This is a genomic window from Neochlamydia sp. AcF65 (assembly GCF_018342435.1).
Taxonomy (GTDB): Bacteria; Chlamydiota; Chlamydiia; order Chlamydiales; family Parachlamydiaceae; genus Neochlamydia.
Genome location: NZ_JAEMUE010000014.1, coordinates 24,243 through 50,077 on the forward strand (window position 1 = coordinate 24,243; position 25,835 = coordinate 50,077).

21 protein-coding genes and 2 tRNA genes are annotated in these 25,835 nt (G+C 37.7%); 13 read left to right on the plus strand and 10 right to left on the minus strand.

The annotated features are described in order from the left end of the window. Window positions 1-33 precede the first annotated feature (33 nt). The 10 genes from NEOC65_RS01030 (at window position 34) to NEOC65_RS01075 (ending at window position 10,253) form a co-directional block, all read left to right on the plus strand. Window positions 34-3,273, plus strand: a complete 3,240-nt coding sequence (locus tag NEOC65_RS01030; protein WP_213155416.1) for a DUF1347 family protein — start codon at window positions 34-36, stop codon at window positions 3,271-3,273. Window positions 3,274-3,404: 131 nt separating this feature from the next. After that, the gene (locus NEOC65_RS01035) at window positions 3,405-4,334 is read left to right on the plus strand and encodes a DMT family transporter (RefSeq protein ID WP_213155417.1); all 930 of its coding nucleotides are present in this window, start codon (window positions 3,405-3,407) and stop codon (window positions 4,332-4,334) included. Between the two features lie 223 nt (window positions 4,335-4,557). Continuing rightward, a complete protein-coding gene (locus NEOC65_RS01040) occupies window positions 4,558-5,604 on the plus strand; it encodes a tetratricopeptide repeat protein (RefSeq protein ID WP_213155418.1) in 1,047 nt (348 codons plus the stop codon). Between the two features lie 9 nt (window positions 5,605-5,613). Then, entirely contained in the window at window positions 5,614-6,087 is a 474-nt protein-coding gene (locus NEOC65_RS01045; RefSeq protein WP_213155419.1) for a hypothetical protein, read from the plus strand. Between the two features lie 402 nt (window positions 6,088-6,489). Beyond that, the gene (pyrH, locus tag NEOC65_RS01050; protein ID WP_213155420.1) at window positions 6,490-7,212 is read left to right on the plus strand and encodes a UMP kinase; all 723 of its coding nucleotides are present in this window, start codon (window positions 6,490-6,492) and stop codon (window positions 7,210-7,212) included. 49 nt (window positions 7,213-7,261) lie between these two features. Then, on the plus strand, window positions 7,262-7,813 hold the full coding sequence (gene frr, locus NEOC65_RS01055) for a ribosome recycling factor (RefSeq protein WP_166154115.1): 552 nt from the start codon (window positions 7,262-7,264) through the stop codon (window positions 7,811-7,813). A gap of 102 nt (window positions 7,814-7,915) precedes the next feature. Further along, window positions 7,916-7,990 (plus strand) — tRNA-Glu (locus tag NEOC65_RS01060). A gap of 7 nt (window positions 7,991-7,997) precedes the next feature. Further along, window positions 7,998-8,070 (plus strand) — tRNA-Lys (locus NEOC65_RS01065). 562 nt (window positions 8,071-8,632) lie between these two features. After that, window positions 8,633-9,193 (plus strand): UvrB/UvrC motif-containing protein, encoded by a 561-nt coding sequence (locus NEOC65_RS01070; protein WP_166154113.1) that lies wholly within the window; start codon window positions 8,633-8,635, stop codon window positions 9,191-9,193. Further along, window positions 9,180-10,253, plus strand: coding sequence for a protein arginine kinase (locus NEOC65_RS01075; RefSeq protein WP_166154111.1), 1,074 nt, complete (start codon window positions 9,180-9,182; stop codon window positions 10,251-10,253). The genes NEOC65_RS01070 and NEOC65_RS01075 overlap by 14 nt, the downstream gene beginning before the upstream one ends. 68 nt (window positions 10,254-10,321) lie before the next feature. Here the strand turns inward: NEOC65_RS01075 and NEOC65_RS01080 are convergent, their stop codons facing one another. The 7 genes from NEOC65_RS01080 to NEOC65_RS01110 all read right to left on the minus strand — a co-directional run bounded on the left by NEOC65_RS01080 (window position 10,322) and on the right by NEOC65_RS01110 (window position 17,297). Further along, window positions 10,322-11,956 carry a CocE/NonD family hydrolase gene (locus NEOC65_RS01080; protein ID WP_166154109.1) on the minus strand — a complete coding sequence of 545 codons (1,635 nt, stop codon included), beginning with the start codon at window positions 11,954-11,956 and terminating at the stop codon, window positions 10,322-10,324. Between the two features lie 391 nt (window positions 11,957-12,347). After that, on the minus strand, window positions 12,348-12,788 hold the full coding sequence (locus tag NEOC65_RS01085) for an F-box-like domain-containing protein (protein WP_213155421.1): 441 nt from the start codon (window positions 12,786-12,788) through the stop codon (window positions 12,348-12,350). Window positions 12,789-12,994: 206 nt separating this feature from the next. After that, entirely contained in the window at window positions 12,995-13,405 is a 411-nt protein-coding gene (locus tag NEOC65_RS01090; RefSeq protein ID WP_349305279.1) for an F-box protein, read from the minus strand. 260 nt (window positions 13,406-13,665) lie between these two features. Further along, window positions 13,666-14,277, minus strand: coding sequence for a 16S rRNA (guanine(966)-N(2))-methyltransferase RsmD (rsmD, locus tag NEOC65_RS01095; RefSeq protein ID WP_213155422.1), 612 nt, complete (start codon window positions 14,275-14,277; stop codon window positions 13,666-13,668). Between the two features lie 82 nt (window positions 14,278-14,359). Further along, window positions 14,360-15,592: a hypothetical protein gene (locus tag NEOC65_RS01100; protein WP_213155423.1), complete on the minus strand. Its 1,233-nt coding sequence runs from the start codon at window positions 15,590-15,592 to the stop codon at window positions 14,360-14,362. Between the two features lie 411 nt (window positions 15,593-16,003). Then, window positions 16,004-16,459 (minus strand): DUF3592 domain-containing protein, encoded by a 456-nt coding sequence (locus NEOC65_RS01105; RefSeq protein WP_213155424.1) that lies wholly within the window; start codon window positions 16,457-16,459, stop codon window positions 16,004-16,006. Further along, window positions 16,452-17,297, minus strand: a complete 846-nt coding sequence (locus NEOC65_RS01110; protein WP_166154372.1) for an RluA family pseudouridine synthase — start codon at window positions 17,295-17,297, stop codon at window positions 16,452-16,454. Before NEOC65_RS01110 ends, NEOC65_RS01105 begins: the two co-directional genes overlap by 8 nt. A gap of 140 nt (window positions 17,298-17,437) precedes the next feature. On the opposite strand from NEOC65_RS01110, the gene rpsT reads away from it, so the two are divergent. Then, window positions 17,438-17,728 carry a 30S ribosomal protein S20 gene (gene rpsT / locus NEOC65_RS01115; RefSeq protein WP_166154374.1) on the plus strand — a complete coding sequence of 97 codons (291 nt, stop codon included), beginning with the start codon at window positions 17,438-17,440 and terminating at the stop codon, window positions 17,726-17,728. A 64-nt stretch (window positions 17,729-17,792) separates the two neighbouring features. Here rpsT and NEOC65_RS01120 read toward each other — a convergent pair whose 3' ends face one another. After that, on the minus strand, window positions 17,793-18,665 hold the full coding sequence (locus NEOC65_RS01120) for a competence protein CoiA (protein ID WP_213155425.1): 873 nt from the start codon (window positions 18,663-18,665) through the stop codon (window positions 17,793-17,795). 276 nt (window positions 18,666-18,941) lie between these two features. Between NEOC65_RS01120 and NEOC65_RS01125 the strand changes: the two genes are divergently transcribed. Together NEOC65_RS01125 and NEOC65_RS01130 are read left to right on the plus strand one after the other, a co-directional pair. Next, on the plus strand, window positions 18,942-20,606 hold the full coding sequence (locus tag NEOC65_RS01125; protein WP_213152373.1) for an RNA polymerase sigma factor: 1,665 nt from the start codon (window positions 18,942-18,944) through the stop codon (window positions 20,604-20,606). 307 nt (window positions 20,607-20,913) lie between these two features. Then, window positions 20,914-23,175: an ATP-dependent DNA helicase gene (locus tag NEOC65_RS01130; RefSeq protein WP_213155426.1), complete on the plus strand. Its 2,262-nt coding sequence runs from the start codon at window positions 20,914-20,916 to the stop codon at window positions 23,173-23,175. Between the two features lie 300 nt (window positions 23,176-23,475). Here NEOC65_RS01130 and NEOC65_RS01135 read toward each other — a convergent pair whose 3' ends face one another. Next, window positions 23,476-24,912 carry an F-box/WD repeat-containing protein gene (locus NEOC65_RS01135; RefSeq protein ID WP_213152371.1) on the minus strand — a complete coding sequence of 479 codons (1,437 nt, stop codon included), beginning with the start codon at window positions 24,910-24,912 and terminating at the stop codon, window positions 23,476-23,478. 198 nt (window positions 24,913-25,110) lie between these two features. After that, window positions 25,111-25,824, minus strand: a complete 714-nt coding sequence (locus tag NEOC65_RS01140; protein ID WP_502710342.1) for an IS5 family transposase — start codon at window positions 25,822-25,824, stop codon at window positions 25,111-25,113. Window positions 25,825-25,835: the final 11 nt, after the last annotated feature.

The following is a 25,835-nucleotide window of genomic DNA, read 5'->3' on the forward strand; positions in this document are numbered from 1 at the left end:
GTTTAATGTAGAAGATTTTTAGGGTTGGTTCTAATGTCCTATTTTAAAATTTTTACTCTTTCGTTTTGTTTTAGCTTGCTGTTTATTGCTCTCTTTATAGGGTTTACTTTTGATTCAAGAACCCTTCTTGACCAAACTTATGAGCATTTTGCTAGCCAACAATACGATGAAGCACACCTCCATCTCTTACATGGCGATCATGCCCTCTCATCAGCAGACTTTTATTTATATGAAGGGTATATAGCTCGTGAGAAATTAGGGGCAGAAAAATCACAACCTTATTTTTTAGAAGCCCTGCAGCATCTTACTAATAAAAGAAGTAATAAAGCTTTTGAATTATCTTTAAATTTAGCCTTAAATGCTTTTTTGCAAAAAGATATAGACGCCTTACATCAAGCGCTTGATCAATGCCTTTTGTATACTACTGTTGATCATCCTTGGTTCCTTTTCTTTAAAGGCTATTATTTTTATTTGCTCAAAGATTATCCTCAAGCCCTTACCCATTGGCAAGCTAGCCAATCTAGATCTTGGCTATCTAAATGGATGGAAGCAAGTTTTCAACGCCATCTTCCAGAAGAAAAAGTGAGGCTTAATTGTTTATACGCTCAAATCGAGGTAGGCCAATTAGAGGAAGCCCGCCAAGCATTGAAAGCCATGCTTTTCATCTCCCCAGCGGCTGTCGAAGAGGATGCTAATCTGCTATTAGCTTTAAGCTACGTGAAAGAAGCCGAAAAATTGCCCCCACCTGCACGCCCTTTTGCTTATCAAAAAGCTGCAAGCTATCTCCAATTAACGTCCAACGCCCATGTCTATTACCTTCAAGAAAAAAGTTACCTTGCTCATTCCTTTAAAGCCCAGCTTTTGCAAGAAATTGAAGGTTTTACATTTATAAGCTTACCGCTTTACCTTCACACCTTAGAGAGAATGCATGCTTTTCCTCAATTAGAGGAAATAAGTAAGCGATTTGCTCAGAGATTTACTGAAATGATTTGCACAGGAAATATTGAAGAAGCTTCGCAATTTATTCAAGGAATAACAGACCATTTGTATGAAAGTAATTTTCATCAGCTGTTGGTCTCGCAATTAACAGCCTCTATGCAAGAAGCGATAAAAAAGGGCCATCTTGATTACTGGAAAGAGGGCTGGATTCTCAGCCAAAAGCTTCTCTCTTCTGATTCCTCCTGCCTGCCAACACTCATCCATGCTTTAGCATCTAAAATCTTGGAGGTACTTGAGAATGGTGCTGAAATTTCTAAAGAAATCTACGCCTATCTTGACCTATGGCAGGCTTTAGAAAAAAGAGCTTTCCAGCGCTATACCTTAGCTCAGCAGCTATTGCAAAAAGCCGAATGTCTTTGGTCGCTTAAAAATAAACCTCAAAAAGCCATAGATCTTATAAGATTGGCTACTACCTTACCCTTCGAAGAAGAGCTAAAAGAGTTCCAGCAAGACATTGAACGTGCAGTAATTAAAATATATCAACAGGCAGTTCTTCAAGATAACGTTCATCATTTTGCCTTTATTCAACAAGCTATACAACAATTTAATTTTAGTTCTCTGCCAGTCCTGGAGGCTTCAGAAATCGCTAACCAAATAGCAGATGCACAATACTTGTACAAAAAAAAGCAGTTTACCTTAGCTGCCGATAAAGCTTTAGGAGTACTTAAAGCTACTCCTTGCGATCAAGCAGCCCGCCGTATAGCTGTTTTGACTGCTTATGAAGAAGGGAAATATTTTGAAGTGGTCGAACATGCTAGGCATTTAAGCAGCCTAGATTCTTCTATCTTAGAGCCTCTGGCCATTTCTATGCTCATTACGGGAGAGAAGCAAGGAGCCTCTTTCCTGCAACTTCTTTGCGCTCATCAGCCTTTATCGGATGATAATAAGCTGCGCCTAGGTTTAGGCTATTTACTAGTATCTCAGCCCGAACCAAGCATTAGTTGGCTGAAGCAAATTCAAAGGGCTCAACATGCTCTCTTCCATGATGAAATCCTTCTAGGATTTTATATTGCAGCCTTTCAAAAGCAAGATTGGCTGCGGGTGATTGACTTATATCCTCAGCTGGCTCCTTCTAGGCAGCAAATTCCTGCCGTTCAAGGCATGCTTATCCAAGCTTATCTTGCCCAGGATCAAAAAGAACAAGCCGAAGAGATATTTGCTACTTTTTTAAAGCACATTCCCCTTTATTTCCTCGAAGAGAGGGGCTCTACACCTTACAATATCCTTAAAATGCATTTGTATAGCTTTAATGCCTATGATTTTGCTGCCCGCTATTTTCTTTATATTAAAAAAGATTTAGTCCAAGCCTTAAGTTATTTTCGCCAAGTTAAAAATCCCCTTCCTGATCTTCTTTTAGAAAGGGCTCAGCTGGCTTATACATTAAAAAATTACCCCGAATCGCTTAAAGATTTACATGAAGCCTTACAGAATGTCCAGGGCTCGCCACGAGAAAAAGCTCTTTTGCTTTTAGGCCAAATTTATTTTGAAATTGGTTTATATCCTGATAGCGTCTCTTCTTTTAAAGAACTATTTGCTTTAGATTGTCGGCAAGATTTGAGTGTTCATCGATTATATGGTCAAGCGCTTACCCTTCTAGGAAGAGCTGATCTTGCCTCTATACATTTTAGGCAATTTGAAATCGATCATCTTGCTTTATTCCCAATCCCTCAAAATTTGGGCATCGATCTCAAAGAGAATAAATCTTTCAATCTAAGCTCACAGCTATTAAGCCACCAGCTGCAATTATACCCTCAAAGTATCTCCCTTCAGCTACTTTCAGCCAAAGAGCTTATTTCTTATTTTAATTATTCAACGGATAGCTGCGCTGATAGCTCTGAAAAACTTCTATTAGCATACGATATTCTTAAGAAAATCAATGAAAAGCATTCTTATCTTCCAGAAGCCTGGTATCTTCAAGGCCAAGTCTTAACTCATTTAAAACTTAATCGAAGTGCCAAACAAGCTTTCTCAAAAGCGATTGATTTAAATCCTTACTATGTGGAAGCCTATAAGCAATTAGCGCTGATTAATAAAATTGAGAAAGATTTTGACTCTGCTCTTTATCATCTAAAGCAAGTTTTACAAATTGCTCCTCGCGATGAAGAAGCATGGCGCTCGCTGGCTTGTATAGAGGAAGAGCAAAATCATTTAACCGATGCAATTCAAGCCTGGAGTAAAGCATTAAAGCTCCACCCCCTTCACCCACTTTATTTACTCAAATTAGCAAATTTAAGTTTTAACCTACATACCACAGAATGGAGAGAGAAGGCGTAAATTAATTATACCGATTGCATCCAGGAAATTTAAAGTTGCCAATGAATGTACCCGCCATCCTTTTACTCCTTCTTAATTGAATCTTTTTGCTTTTTACTATATCCTATAGATAATTTAAAAGAGATCGATTGATGTTTTTTGTATTTGTACTTTTTGCCCTTTTTGCTAGCGTTTTCACAGTCGGCAAAGTTGCTCTAGAATATGCACAGCCTTTTTTCCTGATTGGATCACGCATGCTAGTTGCGGGTATACTTCTTTTAGCCTATGAATTTTACCGCAAGGGTGCCCATATCTCCATGAATTGGCACAGCTTTGGTCGTATCTTACGCCTGGCTTTCTTTAACATTTACATTACCAATGTCCTCGAATTTTGGGGTCTTAAATATTTAACCTCTTTTAAAACCTGTTTTATCTATAGCCTTTCTCCCTTTATATCTGCTTTATTTTCCTATTTTATTTTCACAGAGAAAATGTCGATAAAAAAATGGATAGGATTAATGATTGGATTTGTAGGCATAATTCCTATGTTACTTAGTGAAACATCTGCAGAGCAAAAAGCGGGCCATCTCTTTATGTTTTCTTGGGCAGAGTTAGCTGTGATTATTGCCGCTACTACAAGCGTTTATGGATGGATTCTTTTACGTCAGCTCGTTAATGAAAATCTTTATTCACCTTTGTTTGCCAATGGAATGAGCATGCTGATAGGTGGAATCATTACCCTTTTTCACTCGCTGCTAGTAGAAGATTGGAAGCCCGTACCTGTTAATCTTAACAGCCTTGTCCCCTTCTTTATTTGTGCGGCTTGGTTGTTACTTGTTTCAAATCTTATCTGCTATAATCTTTACGGCTGGCTAATGAAACGTTTTTCTGCCACTTTTATGTCTTTTGCAGGCTTTTCCACTTCAATGTTTTCTGCTCTATTCGGGTGGGCTCTCTTGGGAGAGGAACTAGGCTTAGCCTTTTTCACTTCTTCGGCCCTTAATTTGCTAGGTTTGAGTCTTTTCTATCAGGAAGAATTAAAAAAATCTAGCGTTAGGGTGAACCGACAAACGACCGGCTAAAGAAAAAGCATCTGCCTCGTTTATATTGCCTTGCCCTAGTTTATTACTTTTTTCATGAATAGCTATCCAGCATGGCGCTCATTATTCCCTTAAAATTACTATCGAATGATAGAATTAAGCCTCTCACCGCTAACAAAAAGGGGATGTAAACATAAAAAGCCTTGTTTAAATTTAGGGCAAACCTTATAAAAGGTCTTCCTGAAGCTTTATCAAGAGTAGTACCATGTCATCCTCCCGCATTGAAGGAGAAACTTACTTTCAAGCTAATACTTTCTTTTATAACGATCATATCAACCCTATCATTGCTTCTATTATTCCTCAGTTTGAAGGGATGATGCGCTCTTATGTGATCTTACACTTGATTTTTTTGATATTAGGTGTGATTGAAGGTATCTTAATGGTTACCTTTTTTAGCTTATTGACACAATCAGCTTTACTTGCTATGTGTTTAGCTGGAGTATTTCTTACTTTCTTTTCTTATTTCATCCTGAAAGTTTATTACCAGGCTAAGAAGCCTGAGCAGCATAAAGAGATCATTCAACGTTATTTGGCTGCTTGCAAAAGCCTTTTGAATTATCAAGAAGGCTGCCCAGAACATCATATTGCTTTAGCCAATGCATGTTGCAAATTAGCTAATAACCTTCACGGCAAAGAATATAATTTCTATTCCTTCCCTCAATGGCTAAAATCTTTACATTCTTTTATAGAAAAATTTAGCTGTTGGTGGCATTGGCAAGATGTCCATCGCTTTAAAGAACTTCTCTTGCTAACTTCTGTAGAAGAAAATATCAAGCTTGTCAAGTGCGAGCCGACTAGCTTGGAGGTCCACGCCTCGCTTGCCAATGCTTACGTTATGCTTTCCGGCCTTTATGTAGATCCGCGTAAGTTAGAGGGATATGATGAGGAACGCTGGATGCCTGTAGAGCGCTATTCCCTTCAGATGGAAGAGAAATTCCGTGCCATTGCCGAACGAGCCATTGAAGAATTTAAGGTTCTTAATGATTATGCACCCAACGACCCTTGGGTCCATGCCCAACTAGCTTATAGTTATCGTGATCTGCAAATGCCTAAAGAAGAAATTAAAGAATATGAAACCATCTTAAAATTAAACCCGGGTGATCGAGAAACTTTCTATAAGCTGGGCCTTCTTTACTTCCAACAAGGATTTAATGCGCAAGGACTACGTGTGTATGAAGAATTAAAACGTACGCATTATAAAAAGGCAGAAAGCTTAATGGAAAATTATGGCTTATTTAAACCTTTTTCTTAAGAGCATCCATTGAAATATTTGTTTATTTTATTTACCACTCTGTCTTTATCGTTAGCTGCTGAAGAGTCTGTTATAGATTTTTTTGAAGAACGTTTATCTTTACATCCTCCCACGGAGCAAGAGGAATTAGCGGTAGTCCAAGCTGTACACCTATTTCTAGAACGCATTCAACAAAGAAATATTAATGATGCTTATTTTCTTAGTACAAGTAAAGAGTTTCAACAAGCTTCTTCTTTCAAATATTTTCGACTTTTCACCCAGGATCTTTATGGAAAGGTTTTAACTACTCAACTCACCAGAAATAATGTTTCGTTTACTAATGTAGCCAAAGATCAAGCTACTTACCAAATCTTGTTAAAAGGCTCGTCAACACATCAGAAATTCTATCTTGAATTTCACCTAGCAAACCGAGAAGGCGATTGGAAAATTATGCATATCAAAATCTATAAAAGCTACTCTACCAATTCTTCCCAGCAGGCTTAATTTCTTATCTATTAAGATTCTCAATTACACCTTTTAAAGAAACTACATCTACATAACCAAAAAAGAAATTAACCTTTTTCCAAGCTGGCCCTACCCGTAAAAACAAGCTTTTTACTAAGTATATGATGACATAAAGAGTTGCTCGAGAGCGTATTACTTCTTAAGTATATTTTAAGCTTTTTATCCTTTTCATTCCCTGCCTAACCTAAACTAGCTTGAGAGTAGCGCCTTAAATAGGCTATAATCACTTGAAGTAAACTTTCAATGCGTCGCTGGAAGGAAAACTGCAAGCTAGCTTTAATGGCACCAACCCTAAATGCTATTTTAAGGCAAGTAGCAATTAAGGTTTTCTAGAATGTATTTTTTATTTAATCTATACCTTTTTGTAGGATGAAAAAAACGATGACAAATCTATCTAACGCTAAGCGAATCTTGTTAAAGCTTTCTGGAGAAACCCTTTTAGGGGAGCAACCTTTTGGCGTCCATTTTCCGACTACGGAGCAGCTAGCTATATCGCTAAAAGGTATAAAGCAAGAGGGTTTCGAATTAGCTTTGGTCATTGGAGGAGGAAATATTTTTCGAGCCATTCAATTAAAAGGCTCAAAAATCCCTCGCTCTGCGGCAGATCAAATGGGTATGCTAGCTACCCTTATGAATGGTATAGCCCTACAGCAAGCGTTAACTTCTATCGGCTGTACAACTAAGCTAATAAGCGCCCTGGAATGTCCTAAAGTGGCTGAAAGCTATAACTGGAACCGCACTAACGATTACCTTGCTGCTGGCCATATTGTCCTTTTCGTAGGTGGCACCGGTAATCCTTATTTCACTACGGACAGCGCTGCTGCCTTACGTGCTTGCGAAATACAAGCTGATGTTTTGCTTAAGGCTACCAAAGTCAAGGGTGTCTATACGCAAGATCCTTTGAAATTCCCTCAAGCACAAAAATATAGGACTTTATCTTACTCCCAATATCTTACAGAAAAGCTAGAGGTTATGGATACAACTTCCATCGCTCTTTGCATGAATAATCAGCTTCCTATTTTTGTGTTTAGCATGGAAGCTCTTGGAAAAGAATCTTTAAAACAAATATTATCGAAAACGGAAGACGGAACATTAATTAGTTAAGAAAAGTATCTTAATAGACAGCCTGAATTTAGGAAAATGGAGTTGTATAATGAATATTCTTGAACAAGCGAAATCCAAGATGTTAGTGGCAATTGAACATTTGAAAAATGATTTAAAATCTCTACGCACTAATCGTGCCAATGCTGGTATGTTAGATAGCATTTTTGTAGAAATTTATGGCTCTAGCATGCGTATCAAAGAAGTTGCTAATGTGACTGCCCCTGAAGCGCGCACGCTTTTAATTACCCCTTTTGATCCTTCTACAACAAATGCGATTGGCAAATCCATTGAAAAAGCTAATTTAGGCTTCATGCCTATTGTGGATGCTAATTCTATACGCATTAAGATTCCTCCTATGGATGAAAATATGCGCAAAGAAATGGTTAAGCAATGCCATAAAAAGAAAGAAGAAGCAAAAATTAGCATCCGTAATATACGCCGCGAGTTTAATGAAGCTGCCAAAAAACAAAAAATAGCTGGTGAGCTTACTGAAGATGGGCTGAAAAGGAATGAGAAAAATGTTCAAGAGTTGACCGATAAGTTTTGCAAAGAAGCTGACGAGCTAGCAGAAAAAAAAGAAAAAGAAATTATCACCATTTAGTTATTGCTTATAAAAGTCAAAATCCTGTAACATTAGGCCTCTTTAAGGAAACTTGAAGAAAAAATACCTTATAAGTTTTTCAACCTTATAAGGTGCCAGTCAGGCCCCATCGTCTAGCCTGGCCTAGGACACCGGATTTTCATTCCGATAACAGGGGTTCGAATCCCCTTGGGGTCAATTGCACGAGACTTTAGCTCAGTCGGTAGAGCATCTCACTTTTAATGAGAGGGTCGATGGTTCGAGTCCATCAAGTCTCAAGCTTTTAAGCAATTTCTACTTTGCTTTCCATCTCATCCCTTGAATTGCTTTTATTTTTCTACTCATGCTAGTTTAAGTTAAGCATTTATCAAGCCCATTGCCAGTAAGCCCAGCCGATTATTTTTTCGTTAGAAATCCTTTACCTTTTAAATAAGCCCTTTAAGCTTACAAAGCATCTGCTTTTTCATTTTTCCCTTTTATATTGATCTAATTAAATTCCCTATCCACCTACCTTCTGCATTTACTAAACGTCCTCATCCTATCAATTGATTAAACTTAAAGGAAGAGGATACTAAAATAAGTTTATGCTCTTAGCCTTATAAAAATCAGAGAAAAATTAGCTTTTTATAAATGAATAGATAAACTTTAAGCTTTTCGCAAGCTAATGCTAAGCTTTAAGCCTCTACTAAAATCCTGCCAGCTAGAGAAAAAAAACTGCTCATTGACGCCAAAGCCAAATAAGCAAAAAAAAAAACTCTCCCTACGAAAATAAATTTATACTTTTTTGCTCACATTTTCTATAGTAGGTGTAAATATATAACATCTATCAAAAGATCGACTATGGTTAAAAAAGCCTTTGAATTTTTTGAAGAGCAAGTTCCTGAACGACCCATTGAATGCACAGAATGCAAGAAACCTATCGCCATTTGGTATACGGAGCTCATAGGAAATAACATCTCGCAAACCGGCATGTGTTCAGACTGCCCTATCTTGCGACGTAAGCTACATGGCCAAACAAGTGAAAAAGAGATGGGCCATATGGTGGGAGAAACCAGCTTGGCTTGTGGAGAATGTAATACCTCTTTAGAAGCATTACGGGTAGGGGCCTCTTTAGGATGTAGCAACTGCTACGAGGTTTTTGATGACATTATCTTACAAGAACTCCTCATTCTTGATAAAGTTCCTCCTCGCGTAAAAGCTAATAAAAAAATTTTTCCACTCCATATTGGGCGCAGCCCAGGTGAGGTTAGAGAAATCAGCCCCTCCTTGCGTCTACTAGCTCTTAACGAAGCCCTCAATGAGACTCTAAAAAGAGAAGACTATGAACAAGCTGCATGGCTACGTGATCAAATTAGAGCTTTGACAGAAGAAAATGTGGAGAAAAGCAATGGCCCCCAATGATAAATCTAATGTTATTATTAACCAGAAAAAACTTTGGCAAGACAATGATAATGATATTTGGCTAGCTTCCATTCTTCATCTACATCGAAACCTTGAAAAATTCAATTTCCCGGGTAAACTTAGTACAGAGCGACGTAAGCAGGTGGTTTCAGTTTTAAGCAAAGAAATCCTCTCTTTAGATCTACTTGAGAAAGCTACTCTTATTCGGGCAGAAGAAATGGAACCTTTTGAGAAAGAATTTCTAGGAGAACATTTCTGGTCTAATGATAATTTCATCCAGGCTCATTCAGGAGAAGCTTTTATCATTGACGCGTCGGGACAATTTTTAGCTTCTTTTAATATTCGCAATCACCTCCACTTGCAACTTATCGAATGTAAAGGCGAACTAGAGAAGGCTTGGAATAAACTTCTAAAAATTGAAACCACTATTGGCCATAACATTTCTTTTGCTTATAATGCTAAATATGGCTTTCTTACTGCAGATATAGGTAGCTGCGGAACAGCTTTACTTGTTTCTATCTATCTTCAGCTTCCCGCTCTTGTCCATACAGGAAAAATGGAGGAAATAGTAGAAAAAAATAAAGAGGAAAGCATTGCTTGCTCCGGCATTCGCGGCTCTCCCCAAGAAATCATTGGTGATTTGCTAGTCGTGCAAAACAATTATACCTTAGGCGTTACCGAGGAATCGATTATCTCTAATTTAAATGCCTTTGCTACTAAAATGGTTGTCGAAGAAAATATGGCCAGAAATCAAATTCGAGCGAGTAGTAATCCTTATATTAAAGATAAAATCAGCCGTGCCTTTGGTATTTTAACGCATTCTTATCAAATTGATGCTATTGAAGCCCTCAATGCGATCAGCCTCCTTAAATTAGGAATAGAGATGGGCTGGGTAGAAGGCATCTCCCGCCAATCCATCAATCAACTATTCTTTAATTGTCGAAGATCTCATTTGCTAGCAGAATTTCATGAGAAAACCCATCTACCCCAGGAAGAAATTGTCCATAAAAGAGCCGAGTTCATCCATAAAGCTCTTCTTCAAGCTCATCTAAGAGTCTAAAAATAAAGCTTGCCTAGCTTGCTAATTTATAATTAGCAAGCCTCTTTCCTTATTAAATAAAGCAAGCCTTACTCAACTAGCGGTAAAATAAGTCGTGACGGATAACCAGGGCCTGTATAGATTTTATTGCGAGCCACAGCACACCGCCCAGAAGTCGCTTCTAATAAGCCCACGTTGTGATTAACTTCGTAGCGAGGAAAATTTGAACCGCAAATTGAGACTCTTATGCGATGCCCTTTGGCAAAAACCATACTCGTAGAAGCTAGATCAATTTCAATTTCATAAGGCTTTTGCAAAGAAGCCCATCTTTTTAGTTGAGAAGACTGGATGGCTGTTCGATGGATTCCATCGGAAATTAAAATGCTACGCCCATCGGGGTAAACATCACTTAAACGTACGACGAAATCGGTGTCAGAAACATTGGAAGTTACATATAATTTAGCTAATAAATGTCCAGTCACTTCCATGTCTTCTTCTAAGGGTTCGGTAGTAAATACCAGTACATCGGAACGACTTTCAATCGTTCGCTGATCTCTAGGGCCACAATCTAGAAAGAGATTACGCCCCCCTATTGTAGGAACAGGATTTTTAGGGTCAGCATTAAAGGAATAGACACCCCTTTTTTCTTTTGTTATCTCGGTTATTAATTTATGCTTTTGCCCCAAATAAAAAGCTTTATTTTTAGCAGGTATAGGCCAATTTTCAGCAGTTTTCCATACATTTCCTTTCGAAGGCGAGCCATCAAAAGGACCCATAACGTAATAGGTAACGGGAGGCAGTTGATCTACACCATTTTCTATGCCTTTAAGGTGATAATCAAACCAACGTTGAGGAGACATATCATAAGAAGGAGAAAATCCTTGAGGAGGAACTGGAAAATCACCTAGCTTGGAGGATATAGGCCACCAATGAGTCCACGGCCCTATCAGCAGTTTCTGCTTTCCTAAAGCACCTTTTCCTCCATTATTCTGCCGAGAGACGAAAGCATCGATGGTCCCTTGCAAAAAGGTGTCATACCACCCTCCATATAAAAATCCTGGTACTCTCACTTTTTGTGCCACCTTGATTGAGTCTAACTCCTCCCAAAATGCATTATAAAAAGGCTGAGAGCTTACAAAGCTTAACACACCTGTATCTTTAGAATAATATCCTAGCCATCCTTCTACCTGATTTTTATGTAGCTGTCCACCTGGAAAAATGGCGTGATGATATAAGCTACCAGCGGCAATTCCAATATACTGACATTTAAGAGATGGGGGTGCAGAAGGTGCTAGCAGCAGTTGGGTGCAACCTACGGCTGAAAAACCTAAGGTCCCAATCTTTCCATTTGTATAAGGGCTTTTTGCTAACCACTCAACTGTATCATACCCATCTTGTAAAGCTCCCCAGCCATCGGTGATAAAAGGAGCCGTCTTTCCATTGATATCTAAAGCATTCCGGGTATCCTGCATAACGACTACATAGCCAAAATGAGTGAGGGAGGTATATCCCACCCAAGGCATTGCTTTGCGACCTGCCGGGCATCTTAATAAGATACAAGGAGCTTTTTTTTCCCTTCCCTCCGCGGGAAAATAAATATCTGCTGGTAATTCATAACCATCTCGCATGGGGATTTTAACTGTCAAATCGGCAACAAAATTATCTTTGGCCCAACATAATGAAGTACTTAAAAGAAAAAAAATTGTCAAAATTTTTAAATGCATGCGTTCTTTACCTCAAGTTAATGAATGAGTTTAATATTTTAGGGGAGGTAAAGTCAAAAAATATGTGAAGTAGATGCTATTTTTAATTGAGAAAGGAAGCAATTATAAGAAATAAAAAAAGAGCAAAATTGCCTAACTAACTCATCTGTACGTAAGGCCAGTTTTTAATTTAAATTTTCAAAAAAAGTTACAGCTGATTTACCTCTTGAACTCCCCTTGCTTTTTTGTTGAAAAATTTAAGCTACTTACGCACCAGATGAGTTGAATAAATTATTCTAAGGATATATTTTTTCCTTTGAAAAGAGGAGAAAAAAATGAAACTTGATATTCTTGATATTTATACAGATTATCTTATCAGCATTGTTCTCTTTGCCCATCTCCTCTCAAAACCTTAAGTTTTTTGATGATTAAAGCTTTGACTTTGATTCATCCATAACAGCCTCTCGGAAAAAATTGGATTATATGCGGGAGAGGCGCGCAAAGCGGAAATATCTAGCTTAGTTTGCCGTCTTCTTGATTTCATCCGGCTATAAAAAAGATAACTATTCCTAAAAGACCGAGGTGTTTTTAGACAAAAGCTAACATGTAAGGGTTTGTCTTTGAAATGCTGTTGATGATGTCTTTTCCACAAGGTCTCTTCATCTCCTATTCTTTTCCAGTGTTTACATACTTGCTGAGCATTTACAAGCTCTTTGGGGGAGAGAAAAGAAAAAATATGCACAATCAATTCCTCTGGAATCGTTTTTATTGAGGGAGGGGCCTCAGTAATAAGACGCCAAGGGCGCAGATCTATACAATTAAAAGGATTAAAGTTAAAAAAAAAGCACCCCATTATAATGCATCCTTGATTAATAGAGTTAAAAACATTCTCACCGCAATAGTCTTTTTAAGTTACACATCTTACGCGCAGATGAGTTGAATAGATTATTCTAAAGATATATCTTTTTCTTTGAAAAGAAGAGAAAAAAAATGAAACTTGATATTCTTGATATTTATACAGATTATCTTATCAGTATTATTCTCTTTGCCCGTCTCCTCTCAAAACCTTAATCTCTTTTGATGATTAAAGCTTTGACTTTGATTCATCGATACCATCATCTCGGTAAAGCTTACATTATAATCGGGATGGGCGCGCAAAGCAGCAGCCTCTAGCTTAATTTTCCGTTCTATTAATTTCCCGCGGCTATAAAAAAGATAACTATTTTTAAAAGACCGAGGTGTTTTTAGACAAAAGCTAATATGTAAGGGTTTGTCTTTGAAATGTTGTTGAGGATATCTTTTCCACAATGTCTCTTCATCTCCTATTTTTTTCCAGTGTTTACATACTTGTTGAGCATTCACAAGCTCTTTGGGGGAGAGAAAAGAAAAAATATGCACGATCAATTCCTCTGGGATCGTTTTTATTGAGGGAGGAGCCTCAGTAATAAGACGCCAAGGGTGCAGATCTATACAATTAAAAAGATTAAAGTTAAAAAAAAAAGCATCCCATTATAATGCATCCTTGATTAATAGAGTTAAAAACATTCTTAACGCTTTGAAAGAACGCCATAGAATTATCCTTAGATGCTTAAAGCCTCCTTCCCAAAAATTCTATTATTCTGAAAGGGGGTAAGAAATCACGGGTAGAGAGGAATTCATCAGAAAGCATGCCAGCTGAAATAAAGTAGCTTGTGTAAGAAAAGATATTAGATAAGTTATCCCGGTGAAAATTAATATTTATCAAGTAACTCATGTTGATGGGAGCAGGGAGGTTGAGGGTAACTAATCTTTTTAAACTGCACAAGTTGGGTACGGCCCATCTTTCGCGCGCTTTCTAATTGCAAGGTAAGCCACTTTTCTTTATCTATTACCATCGCTTTGCTTTCCTCAATAAATAACCTTCCTTCAACCTTTAACAGGGTGCTTTCATCTATAATTCTGAGGATCTCTTCTGATAGACCTTTAGTTTCGTAAGGAGGATCAATATAAATGATATCAAATTGGTCTCCTTGCTTAGCTAGCTTTTTTAATACAGTACTAGCCTCTCCCCATAAAGGATGGGCTTGCTTTTCCACCCCTAAAGATTGTATATTCTCACGCACACATTGAAGGCTTGCTTTAGCTTCATCTACAAAGGTTGCTTGAGCCGCCCCTCTGCTTATAGCTTCTAATCCCATCGCCCCTGATCCACAAAAAAGATCTAAAAAAGAAGCATCTTCTATATAAGTTTGACAAATATTAAAGAGCGCTCCCCGTAGTTTATTGGTAGTGGGACGGGTGAGAGTATGTTTAGGGGACTGAATTTTTCTGTTTTTATAGCGACCTGCAATGATATATAACATAAATTACTTTAAAAAATTAATCCTCCATAAACAAAAAAAATTAAACTTTTTTGCTTATAAGGAAATTTATTGCCCTTTTTGTTTAAGATAAGGAAGAGTATAAGACGCCTAGCACATGATAGCGAAAAATGCCAGTAGGGATGATGCCTAACAAAGCATGAACCTCTACCTGTGCTCCTGCTTTAGATTTCATCTTTAGGCTGATATGATTGTCATTCTTAATAGCTAAGCTGGCAATACCCTGCCTCCAAATATCTTTGCTCGGCTCTACAATCTCATTAAAGCTCTGGACAAATTTGTCTGGACTCCAGCCTAGCAAGCTCCTGGATTGATTATTAACAAATAAAATTTTATTTTCTTTTTGAGAATAAAAAATAATAGCGCTGGCATTTTCTGCCCGTAAACTATCAAAGAGGCGCCTTAAATCTAAAGTATAGTTATCGACAGCCAAATCTTTAAAGCGTGAAGAAGTGTTATAATAATGGCTTGCTCCCGTAATTTTTTGGGCAATATCAATGCAGCGCTTTAATTGTATATTGGCTTGCATGCTATTTCGAACTTTTTTCTCGGGAAGACAGGCAATTTCTTCTTCAAATATGTTCGAAAGAGGAGGATAGATTGAGCTTGCCTGCTCTAAAGGAAGACTTGAGTAAATAGGCATGCTTTGATTTTCAATTTCTGCTAGCTGAATCAATGTTTTAATTTCATACGTCAAATCTGACACTTTAATCTCTAGTTGAGCAATTTGCTGCAATTTTTTATCAATGCATTCGCGTTGCTCAGTGATTGTTTTTTGAGAATCGACTAAAAGCAATTTTTGCTGGTCTAAAGCGGATTCATAAGCCTGCTTGCTCATTTCATACTCTGCTGCAGAAGTAATAAGCTTTTCTTGTAAATGCTGATTATTCTGTTCTCTTTCCAGCAATTCTTTAGTTTTTGCTTCTAAATCTTTTTGAGCAGCTAGCACATGCGCATGTAATTCATTATACTGTTCTTGAAGCTCTTCTAGAGCTTTGGCTTGAGTCATGTCTAGCTCAACAATATTGGACTGCTTAGGAGAAAATTCTGAAGCCTCTAGAACAGATGACTGATTATCCCTTGCATACTGCTCGGCTCTATAGCTTAAACGGCACATCATCCAAAAAATTCCTATGAGCCCTATACTACTACAAAATATCCCAAAAGCCAGTAAATTCCACCCTTTTTGTACAGGCATATACAGCCTCCCATAGCTACTCAAAAGCATGACAGGCAAAAGGTAGAAGGCAATAATGATAAGTAGGATAGTGTAACGTGAGCTATAGGATTTATACATAAGTTCAATTTATTAAATATTAAGATGATATCTTGCCAGAAGGATTAATAAGTTTAAACCTCAACATTAATTTTTATACATTATTTCTCTTAAACTCAAAACAAGATAAATCTTTAAATTTTTTGAAGAGATCTCATGCAAAAATAAACTCTTTTTCATTTATTCTTAGCCCATCTTAAGAGGTAGAAAGGCTAGCATTAGCGCTTGGGCTACAAGGCAAGGCCTTTATAAGCTCTATCGCTATCCGCTAGCTTATAATTTAGTCTTATAGAAATTATAAGCTTAAGGCTAATAAAGATTGTTAAAAGATTTCTCCATCTAGTAGCGTGGAAAAAGAAAAAGCTAAGGTCCCCTGAAATCGTTTTTTGTAGGCGAGTAGTTTTTTATTAATACTTTCCATATATTAGCTATCTAAGTAAACGCGCATGTAAGCCTGGCTACAGACCTTCCTATCCAAATAAAATATAGCAATAAAATCCATAAAATGATTGCATAAATATTTTCTTTAAAAGGGAAAGATTGGTCTAAAGAAGAATATTGAGGATCTAGAGGTGAATACCAAGCCCTTTGCTCACGGCCCTTATATGTTTTTAAAGCTTCTTCTGCTGCCCAGGGGTTTCGAAAGACATCATTTTTAAATAAAGTTTTTCCATGATATTCTTTGTCATTAACCACAAAGCGATAGTCTGCTTTAACTACCAAACGATCTTCGCTTAGGGGCACAATTGCCCATTGAATGTTTTCTACAGGAGCAGAGGCCGTAAAAGCTAGGTAAAAATAGGTCAAATAAAGCGCTCGAAAAGTAAACCAACCGACCACGCCTGCGGCTAAAGATAAAAAAGAAAGCCACAACAGATTTTTATGCATTTTTAAAATATTTTTTAAAAGCTTGCGGAAGAGAAGATTTAAATTGCATCTGTTTGCCATTGATAGGATGGTTAAATCCCAGCCCTTGAGCATGCAAGCATAGCCTGCGTACAGGACTAACCGAAGAGCCATACTTAAGGTCTCCTAGCACAGGATGTCCTGCAGCTTTGCATTGAACGCGAATTTGATTTTTTCTTCCTGTTTCTAGGGTAAATTTTACCAAGGAATAGTGCTTACTCATTTCTATCACTTGATAATGCGTGATAGCCAAACGACCACGCTCTGGATTTGAAGAAGAGTGTACAAAATAATTTTCATCTTCATAAAGGTAGGATTCCCATTTACCTTGAGATTGCTCCATACGACCTTCTACAATAGCTATATATTCTCTTACAATATGATGCTCTGCAAAAATGGCTTTTAATTTTTCATAAGCTCTTTCTGAAAAAGCAAATAGCATAACACCTGAGGTATCTTGATCCAACCGATGAACCACATAGACCTTGCGCGGACGAAAATGTTTTTTCAAAAGAGCATGCGCTGTGTTTTCTTTTTCGAAAGCGCTAGTCACACTTAATAAACCAGAAGGCTTATCAATCACTATTAAATGAGAATCTTCATATAATACTCGTAAATCTTGTATATAAGGATCTGGCCTTGCTCCTACGGTAATGGTTTGATTTTTTTTAATAAGCTTGCTGCTGACTTTTTCTACACTCTCATCGACATACACCCGCCCCTCTTTTAACCAGGAACGTAAAGTTGTTTTGGAACTATTTGGGGATAAAAGGGTTAAAGCCTCTAACAAGGAAAGATTTTGGTCTAAGATAAGTTTCATACAATACTTCTTGAGCTTAATGCTATTAAGGGTAGATGTTTTTAATACCAAGCATTTCAGTTTGGCTTTGACGAATTATACAGCAATGCCTATAATTTCTTCTTATATAAATTTATGTCATTAAACATTTAAGAGGGAAAATGGCTCAAGCACCTACCGAGAAAAAAAAAGAAAAACGTTCGTCAGCATTAAAAAGAGATCTTCAAAGCATCAAAAGAAATCAGATTAATAGAGTGTTCAAATCGCAAGTCAGAACAGCGGTACGTGCTCTAGAAGAAAACCTTTCTAAAAAAGATGCCGCGTTAAATCATAAGCATTTAAGCGAAATCTACAGCCTAATGGATAAGGGTGTAAAAAAAGGCGTCTATAAAGTCAATAAAGCCAATCGTACGAAAGCACGTTTTGCTGCTCGCGCGGCCAAAGCCTTATAAACACCTTTGCGAAGCATTTGCACCATAAATTTTAGAAGATAAGGGGCACTTGCTCCGCAGGATATTATTTTGCTAATTTCTCAAGTATGAAATTTAATCCTAAGCGATAAAAATAGCTAATTAGACGGATTAATTTTTTTAACTTTCTCTTTATACCTGGCTGTAGTTTTTTTCCTACTTGCATAACTCCTGATTGCTCATCTACTGAAAGAGCTGACAATAAAGCAGCTTTTTCTGGTTCTTGCATTGTTAAAAAATAATCTAAATAATCGCCTGTAAAATATCCTCTCCATGATTCCAGCCTTTTTTTTATCCAAGGTGGATAATTACCAAACACCATGGATTCTTTGAGGTGAGAATGGTAGGAGAAAAAGTTTACTTTTCGAAAGCCTAGCGTAAGCACTCGTTTACCTTTTTCTATTCTATCGCATTGATCATAAATATATCCTACTCCTTCAGAATCGATATTAGTAAAATAATGAAAGGAATCTTGTAATAAATACTCAGCAGCTGTCAAACGATGACGATTGAATAAGCGATCATGTAATATCCAAAGAACTCGATAGCCTAGGCTAGCATAATCTAGATTGCGCGCGTCTATTTCACGGGCAGAGATAGGAGAGCATTGAATTTCTATTACTAAGCCCTCTTTTTCCCAAAACAGATCTGCAATACGATTGATAAGAGGAAATCTTTTTTCTAATTCACAACCAGGCAAGCAATTTTGTAAATAATGCTGCACTTGTAAATGAACAAGAGATTTACCATCTTGTCGACATGATCGATTAGGCTCTAGATGATAAAAGTGCAAATGTCTCAAGAGGCCTCCCCGAGATTTGACCAGGCCTAGACATTCTCTGCAAAAATAATACAGCCTTTTATCTGCTTGATGAGCAGACACCTGATTTCCTTTTTCATCGAAGGCATAAAAGTGCATATTTTTTCGCCCACTTAAAAATCTTTTGACAAAATGCATTTATCCAAGTATGAATTTAATTTTTCCTTGGACATTACTTAAAAGAAAAAGATGGTATAGATTGACAAAAATCAATATAATAGTTAAATATTCCTATACCCTTTTTAAGGAAATATTGATTGTAATATTACTTTCTCAACGTTTTATGAGCCAACAAAGCTACCTTTTCCACAGGGCTTTTAAAAACATATTACACAAAAAATTTGCAATTCGTCAATCCCATTACATAAAAGCAACATGAATAAAGATAACTTTAAAAGCAATTTTTCTCACCAACATCAACAGAAAGTGGATGAACTCGTCTCCATTGCTAAAGAGCAAGGATATATCACCTACGAGGAAATTAACGATATTCTTCCCATGTCTTTTGATTCGCCCGAGCAGATTGATCAAGTGTTGATCTTTTTAAGTGGCATGGACATTCAAATTCTTAACCAATCTGAAGTTGAGCGCCAAAAGGAGCGTAAGAAAGAAGCGAAAGAATTAGAAGGCCTTCCTAAACGTTCTGAAGGCACTCCTGATGATCCCGTAAGAATGTATTTAAAAGAAATGGGCTCGGTTCCTCTTTTAAGCCGAGAAGAGGAAGTTGAAATTTCCAAGCGAATCGAAAAAGCGCAAATCCAAATCGAACGCATCATTATGAGGTTTGGCTACTCCACGGCTGAGACCATAGCAATTGCCCAATATTTGCTACAAGGAAAAGAGCGTTTTGACAAGTGTGTTGCAGAAAAAGAAGTGTCCAATAAACAAGAGTTTCTTAACCTTTTACCTAAATTATGTGCCCTTCTTAAACAGGAAGAACAACATCTGGTAGAGCTTCTTAAGAAAATTGATGATCCAGAGCTAAATAAAGAGAATAAACCCTCGATATTGGAAGAAATAGAAAAATGTCGTATTCGTACTCAAGCTTACTTGCGCCGCTTTCATGTTAGACACAATATTATTGAAGACTTTGGTGAGCTCATCTTACGAGCTTATGACCGTTTTTTACAATTAGAAAAGGAAATTCAAGAATTAACTCCACGGGCAGAAAGAAATAAATTTGCCGCTGCCAAGCTTGCCTCTGCTAAACGAAAACTTAAAAAACGTGAAATTGCCGCAGGCAGAACATTAGAAGAGTTTAAAAAAGATGTACGCATGCTGCAACGTTGGATGGACAAGAGCCAGGAAGCTAAAAGAGAAATGGTTGAGTCCAATTTACGTTTGGTTATTTCTATCGCCAAAAAATATACGAATAGAGGCCTTTCCTTTTTAGATCTGATTCAGGAAGGTAACATGGGCCTTATGAAAGCCGTGGAAAAATTTGAGTATCGACGTGGCTATAAATTCTCTACCTATGCAACTTGGTGGATTCGCCAGGCTGTTACCCGTGCTATCGCCGATCAAGCTAGAACTATTCGCATACCTGTCCATATGATTGAAACTATTAACAAGGTCTTACGGGGCGCTAAAAAATTGATGATGGAAACGGGTAGAGAGCCCAATCCTGAAGAGCTTGCTGTAGAACTGGGTATCACTGCTGAGCGCGTGCGTGAGATTTACAAGATTGCCCAGCACCCTATTTCTTTACAAGCAGAAGTAGGAGATGGGGGAGAGAGTCAATTTGGAGACTTCCTAGAAGATACGACTGCCGATTCACCAGCAGAAGCCACAGGATACTCTATTTTGAAAGATAAAATGAATGAAGTGCTCTCTACCTTAACGGATCGAGAAAGAAAAGTTCTTATTCAACGTTTCGGATTATTAGATGGTAAGCCTAAAACGCTTGAAGAAGTAGGAATAGAGTTTAATGTGACGAGAGAACGTATTCGACAAATTGAAGCCAAAGCCCTAAGGAAAATGCGTCATCCTACCCGCTCTAAACAGCTAAAAGCCTTTTTAGATTTGCTAGAGGTTGAATAGAGGAAGTGATTTTTAACTTTCCGCTTTTCTATAAAAAAGTTAAAGCTATCTATCACTTTAACAAAAAAGCAAACCGTAATCATAAAAAGCAGGAAGGGAATAAAATAGGCTCCTTCCCCTATTTTTTACCTGTAGCCCTAAAAATTAATCCATAAGCTGAAATTGCTCTTATTCTTACCATTTAAAAATAAAGGTTAGCCTTTATTTTAATATAAGAAGAGGAGCCTTGAAAAGATCCTTGTAAAGCGATATAGTTCCATTCAAATTCTAAAATAATTTTATTTTTACTTCACCCTCTCTAACTTTCATGAGCAGCCTACTACCCAGAGAAAAGAATAGTGAAGGACTTGATGCGCAGAAAGCCTTAAAAATTCTTCAACCTGAAGGAAACCTTAGTAAAATTATAAGAGGTTTTGAATCACGTGAAGAACAGCAAAAAATGATGCAAAACATCATTGAAGCTTATAATAAAGATCAAATAGCTTTAATAGAAGCAGGAACAGGAACGGGTAAAAGCATTGCTTATCTTATTCCTGCTATACTCTGGGCCGCCCAAAGAAAAGAACGTTCGGTTATCTCCACGCATACAATTACCCTGCAAGAGCAGCTTCTTTTAAAAGATATTCCTATCGTAGCCCAAGCGCTTAATATCACTGTCAAAGCAGTCCTTGTAAAAGGGATGCGCAACTATGTTTGCTTGCGAAAAGTGGAGGAAACACGAGCAGAGCAACTTCTTCTCATTCCCCAAGAAGCAGAGGAATTTGCGCGAATTGATGCTTGGGCGCATACGACCAATGATGGGTCTAAATCTTCCTTAACTTTTGAACCTTCCGGGCATTTATGGGACAAAGTTTGCGCAGAAAATGATACTTGCAGTAAAAGCCAGTGTCCTTTTTATCAAGACTGCCATTTTTTTAAGGCTCGAAGAGAAGCTAACGAAGCTCATTTATTGATCGTCAATCATCACTTGCTTTTTGCTGATTTGGCTAGCCGTGCTGAATCTAAAAATTATCAAGACCCTTCCATTTTGCCCCTCTATACCAAAGTTATTTTAGATGAAGCTCATCATATTGAAGATATTGCTACGGAATATTTTGCTCAAAAAGTAAATCAGCTAGATCTCTTGCGAATTGTAGGACGCTTAGCAGCAGAAAAAGGTGGTAAAACCCAAGGAAAGTTAGCTCAACTTAAAGAAAAAATTCTTGCTCACTATAATTCTAAAGCGCCCCCAGCAGAAATCAGCTCCCTTTTAAGTAAATTCAATATTGATCTTCCTGGCATACGTATCGATCTTCTTAAGCTGATTACTGAAGGCTTTGATAAGCTTCATACTTTCATTAACATAGCAAAAACGGGCATAAGGCCTAATGAAGAACCTTTTAATGAAAACAAACTACGCTTATTGCCTGAACATTATAAGCATACTTTATGGGTAGGAGAAATTAAAAGCCATGTTCACGCTTTAGCTACCAGTTTACAAAAATATGTACAAGTGATCGGTAGCATCGAAAATGCTCTTAAAGCGCTAGGTCAAGAGCCTCTTAATGAAGTCTCTAAGGGTATTCGTTATGAAATTGAGGCTCTTTGCGGAAGATTGGCAGAAGCGAGTTTTATCCTGCAGCAGTTTGTAGATACAGCTCCTCCTCCTAATAAAGTAAGGTGGATTGAAGCCCAGATGCTTAAAACGATGATTAATGTAAATATTGCCGATGCTGAATTAGATATCGCAAAAGCTCTAGCCGAGTATTTATTCAAACCCTTTAGCAGTGTAATTCTTTGCAGTGCTACTTTGGCTACCAATAAGCAATTTACTTTTACCAAGCAGCGCTTAGGGCTTACCCCTTCTTACATGAGCAAACTTACGCTAACAGAAAATATTTATGATTCTCCCTTTGACTATCGCACACAAGCTTTATTAGCTATTCCTAACAATATTCCTAATCCTCTTGATAGCAGATTTAACCTAGCAGCGACAGAGAAAATTTGGGAATGTATTCAGGCCAGCCAAGGAAATGCTTTTGTGCTTTTTACTTCCTACACCATGCTCAAAATGTGCTGCCAAGTGTTGCAAGCACGCCTTCAACAATATAAATATTCTCTTTTTAAACAAGGCGATGACAATCGCCAAACCCTCCTTAATAAATTTAAAAAAACAGATCGATCTGTATTATTTGGAACAGACTCATTTTGGGAAGGAGTCGATGTAGTAGGAGAAGCCCTTCGTTGTGTCATCATTGTTAAGCTACCCTTTAAGGTACCTACCGAGCCTATTACTCAAGCGCGTACCGAAGCAATTTTAGCTAAAGGGGGCGACCCTTTTATGGAGTATTCTCTGCCTAATGCAATCGTGAAATTCAAGCAAGGTTTTGGTCGTCTTATCCGCAATAAAAATGATAGAGGTTGTATTGTATGCTTGGACACACGGTTAATTACAAAAAAGTATGGGCAGCAATTTTTGAACAGCCTTCCTCCTTGCCAGCATATCTTTATTCCCAGCGAGAATTTACGCGAACAGATGCAAAATTTTTATAAGAGGACTTCTTATCTAGCTAAAAAGAATTCTAGCTAAAAGGATAAAGTTTGTTAACCTTGAATAAGGAAAATTCGGTGGCACGGTTATTTTGGTTAGAGGGTAAAGAACTTGAAAGCCTCCTAGGAGTTAAAGTAAAAAACTCTTAAATATTTAAGGGATAGCTAGCTAAGTTTAATTTAGACCGACTTAAGGCGATTGCATAGGTAAATAAACCTCCTCAAGCTTTTCCTGCAGGCTTCTGCTGCAAGATTGCCAACAATCAAATCTGCTTTAGCTAGCGTATAAAAGCTATCTCCTGGTAGCTTAAGTTCCAAATAAAGATTAAGCTTATGAAAACTAAGAAGGAAGAAAAAGAGAATTAAAACTTAAAATGCGTACATTGGAATTTGTTGCAAAAGCAATTATACTTCCATCTTTAGAAAAAGCCATGCGTATTTCATTATAAATAGTGTCTGGGCTTTTTAAATTAGCAAATTGGACTCCTTCTCCTACCGTCCAGAGGCACACTTGCCCCTGGAAATTAGTCGTTATAAGAATACTACCATCGGGATTAAAAGTTACACTCTGTACTTCCTTGTCGTGTTTAAGATGATGAATAGCATGCCCTGAAAAGATGTCCCACAAGATAGCACCATTCTTCTGTGAGGCAGTGGCAAGCTTGCTTCCATCAGGTGCAAAAGCGACATGGTTGATTTCCCCAGCGTGCTTAAAAGTATGAAGAAGTTGACCGCTCGCTGTCTTCCAAAGGCGCACAGTATGATCTTGAGAGGCTGTAGCAAGCAAGCTTCCATCAGCTGAAAAACGGCAATCAGATACTTCTCCTTCATGATTCAAGACATAAAGAAGTTTACCGTTGGCTACTTTCCATACACGTACGGTTTTATCAGCAAAGATGGTAGCGAGTAACTTTCCATCAGGAGAAAAGCTGCTCTCATAAATTTCTTCATCATACCTAAAAACATGGATAGTTTGGCCACTGGCGATTTCCCAAAGATGTAGGTTACTATTGTCATACTCTACCATAAGAATTTTCTCATCCGGCGAAAAAGTGGCATGAATAATATCTTCTTTATGAGAAAAAGTATGTAAACATTCACCTGTCGAGACTTTCCAAAGGATTACTAGCCTGTCATCAAAGAGGATGGCAAGCATTTCTCCATTATCCGAAAAAAATGCATGGGTTACCGTGCCTGTAGGACCTTTAAGGTCATGTACAAGTGTAGAGGTGATAACATTCCACACCTGAACAGTTCCATCAGAAGAAGCTGTAGCTAATAGGCTTCCATCTGGTGAAAACAAAGAACAAATATCACCTTTAAGCTGGGGAGGAAAATCCTGAAACCGACCATGGGCTATATTCCAGAGACGAACCCTATTAGCTGCCTCTACTAATAACAGGCCAGCACTACTAGAAAAATCAAACAATGTCTTGCTACCTAAATAAGGGGGTAGCTCAATTTCTTTTTGAATCTTGCCTGCTTTCAGATTGCTCTGGGTTATAAAGCTATTAATGTACATAGCTTTAGTAGATAACGAATGATGTAAGGTAAAGAATGGGAAATCACAACGATAGAGGGAGCTCCAAAGAATTGGGTCTTCTTTTATCCTATTCCATTGGCGACATACCATCCCTGCATGGACTAAATCTTTTCTAGAGAGATAAGAGAAAATATAGGTAATGAGCTCCTCAGGTAGGCGCAAAGCAGGTGAAGGGGAAGAATAAGAAGGATTTAGCAGAGCAGAAGTAGAATAAGATGGAATATTAACTTGCATTTTTACCTTTTATTCATTCTTATTTATACTAAAATGAAATCTATTTTAATTAAAAAACACTCATTTATATTGCTAAACTTCTTAAAAGGCAAACAAAAAAATTTGAAAAAATCTAATATTACATCCAAATTTTAAAGATCTTCTTTACTTTGCATGTAATTAGGCCTTGTTGCGTAAATGACCTAATAGTTGGTCTGTTTAAAAGCTTATCAAATTAGTCCATTGTCCTTGGGGCATTCCAAGTGCTGTCATCTTGTTTATCGCCAAAGACTTAGCATATAATTCTGCCCGCTGATATTCTAGCTTCCTAGAGCGAAAATCTCCTCCAAAGCTTCTTTTAAAGCGGTACATTGCCGTTTCAGCAAGCGATCTTCTATGATAGCCACTAAGCTTTTTCCAAAGCTGCCTAGCCTCATCATCTCCTCCCAAGCCTTGAATGACTTTTAAGTTATCATTTCTTTTTTTCATCCAAGGTTTGTCCGTCTCTTGGCTTAACCTTCCTCCTCTTCTTGGAGGTACTACAGGATCTATACCCCGAACATAAGACGATCGATAGAAAGCTTGTCTATCATAAGCACCATCTCCATAAATGGTCTTTACGCTCTTTGGCAGCTTGGGGATCATTTGGCTAGCCACTAAATCATCGGCTTTATTGCTCAATGTCAATTCACTCAACATAACTTCATGTGAGTCTGGGCAAACGCTTAAGTGAATCTTTCTCCAAGTCCTCCGCTTGGCTTTGCCATGCTGGCGTACTTTCCACTCTCCTTCGCCATAAACTTTCACTCCAGTGGAATCAAAGGCTATGTCTGTCGGACGCTTATGGCTTAGCTTTGTAAGCTCTTGCCCAAGCTCTTTAGCACGCCTACAAATGCGAGTATAACAAGGAACAGGCAATCCCAAAGCCAGCAAAGTAATCAGCG

What these genes read in the sequence shown, in the direction of transcription:
- NEOC65_RS01130 (WP_213155426.1), top strand. Translation starts at nt 20,914, where the DNA reads ATGAGCAGCCTACTACCCAGAGAAAAGAATAGTGAAGGACTTGATGCG.
- NEOC65_RS01105 (WP_213155424.1), bottom strand. Translation starts at nt 16,459, where the DNA reads ATGCATAAAAATCTGTTGTGGCTTTCTTTTTTATCTTTAGCCGCAGGC.
- NEOC65_RS01085 (WP_213155421.1), bottom strand. Translation starts at nt 12,788, where the DNA reads ATGGGGTGCTTTTTTTTTAACTTTAATCCTTTTAATTGTATAGATCTG.
- NEOC65_RS01080 (WP_166154109.1), bottom strand. Translation starts at nt 11,956, where the DNA reads ATGCATTTAAAAATTTTGACAATTTTTTTTCTTTTAAGTACTTCATTA.
- frr (WP_166154115.1), top strand. Translation starts at nt 7,262, where the DNA reads ATGAATATTCTTGAACAAGCGAAATCCAAGATGTTAGTGGCAATTGAA.
- NEOC65_RS01125 (WP_213152373.1), top strand. Translation starts at nt 18,942, where the DNA reads ATGAATAAAGATAACTTTAAAAGCAATTTTTCTCACCAACATCAACAG.
- NEOC65_RS01030 (WP_213155416.1), top strand. Translation starts at nt 34, where the DNA reads ATGTCCTATTTTAAAATTTTTACTCTTTCGTTTTGTTTTAGCTTGCTG.
- NEOC65_RS01120 (WP_213155425.1), bottom strand. Translation starts at nt 18,665, where the DNA reads ATGCACTTTTATGCCTTCGATGAAAAAGGAAATCAGGTGTCTGCTCAT.
- NEOC65_RS01035 (WP_213155417.1), top strand. Translation starts at nt 3,405, where the DNA reads ATGTTTTTTGTATTTGTACTTTTTGCCCTTTTTGCTAGCGTTTTCACA.
- rpsT (WP_166154374.1), top strand. Translation starts at nt 17,438, where the DNA reads ATGGCTCAAGCACCTACCGAGAAAAAAAAAGAAAAACGTTCGTCAGCA.
- NEOC65_RS01070 (WP_166154113.1), top strand. Translation starts at nt 8,633, where the DNA reads ATGGTTAAAAAAGCCTTTGAATTTTTTGAAGAGCAAGTTCCTGAACGA.
- NEOC65_RS01075 (WP_166154111.1), top strand. Translation starts at nt 9,180, where the DNA reads ATGGCCCCCAATGATAAATCTAATGTTATTATTAACCAGAAAAAACTT.
- NEOC65_RS01040 (WP_213155418.1), top strand. Translation starts at nt 4,558, where the DNA reads ATGTCATCCTCCCGCATTGAAGGAGAAACTTACTTTCAAGCTAATACT.
- rsmD (WP_213155422.1), bottom strand. Translation starts at nt 14,277, where the DNA reads ATGTTATATATCATTGCAGGTCGCTATAAAAACAGAAAAATTCAGTCC.
- NEOC65_RS01110 (WP_166154372.1), bottom strand. Translation starts at nt 17,297, where the DNA reads ATGAAACTTATCTTAGACCAAAATCTTTCCTTGTTAGAGGCTTTAACC.
- pyrH (WP_213155420.1), top strand. Translation starts at nt 6,490, where the DNA reads ATGACAAATCTATCTAACGCTAAGCGAATCTTGTTAAAGCTTTCTGGA.
- NEOC65_RS01100 (WP_213155423.1), bottom strand. Translation starts at nt 15,592, where the DNA reads ATGTATAAATCCTATAGCTCACGTTACACTATCCTACTTATCATTATT.
- NEOC65_RS01135 (WP_213152371.1), bottom strand. Translation starts at nt 24,912, where the DNA reads ATGCAAGTTAATATTCCATCTTATTCTACTTCTGCTCTGCTAAATCCT.